We start from the raw sequence: 247 nt of genomic DNA on the forward strand, positions 1-247 counted from the left end.
CTTTTGGTCTCAAGCTGCGCAAGTACAGCAAGGAAGATATTGACAAACGGGTCAACGAAGCAGCAGAAATTCTGGGCTTGAAGGAATTCTTGCAACGTAAGCCAGCCGACTTGTCTGGCGGTCAGCGTCAGCGGGTAGCTATGGGACGCGCTATCGTTCGTGATGCAAAGGTTTTCCTTATGGATGAGCCTCTGTCTAACTTGGATGCTAAGCTGCGTGTTTCTATGCGGGCGGAGATTGCCAAAAT

1 protein-coding gene is annotated in these 247 nt (G+C 50.2%); it reads left to right on the forward strand.

The genetic code is table 11. The annotated features are described in order from the left end of the window. Positions 1 to 247 (forward strand): ATP-binding cassette domain-containing protein (locus AX677_RS08040; protein ID WP_156445998.1); only part of this gene is annotated, 247 nt, incomplete at both ends.

Source organism: Streptococcus sp. CCH8-C6, from assembly GCF_001557225.1.
Taxonomy (GTDB): Bacteria; Bacillota; Bacilli; order Lactobacillales; family Streptococcaceae; genus Streptococcus; species Streptococcus sanguinis_C.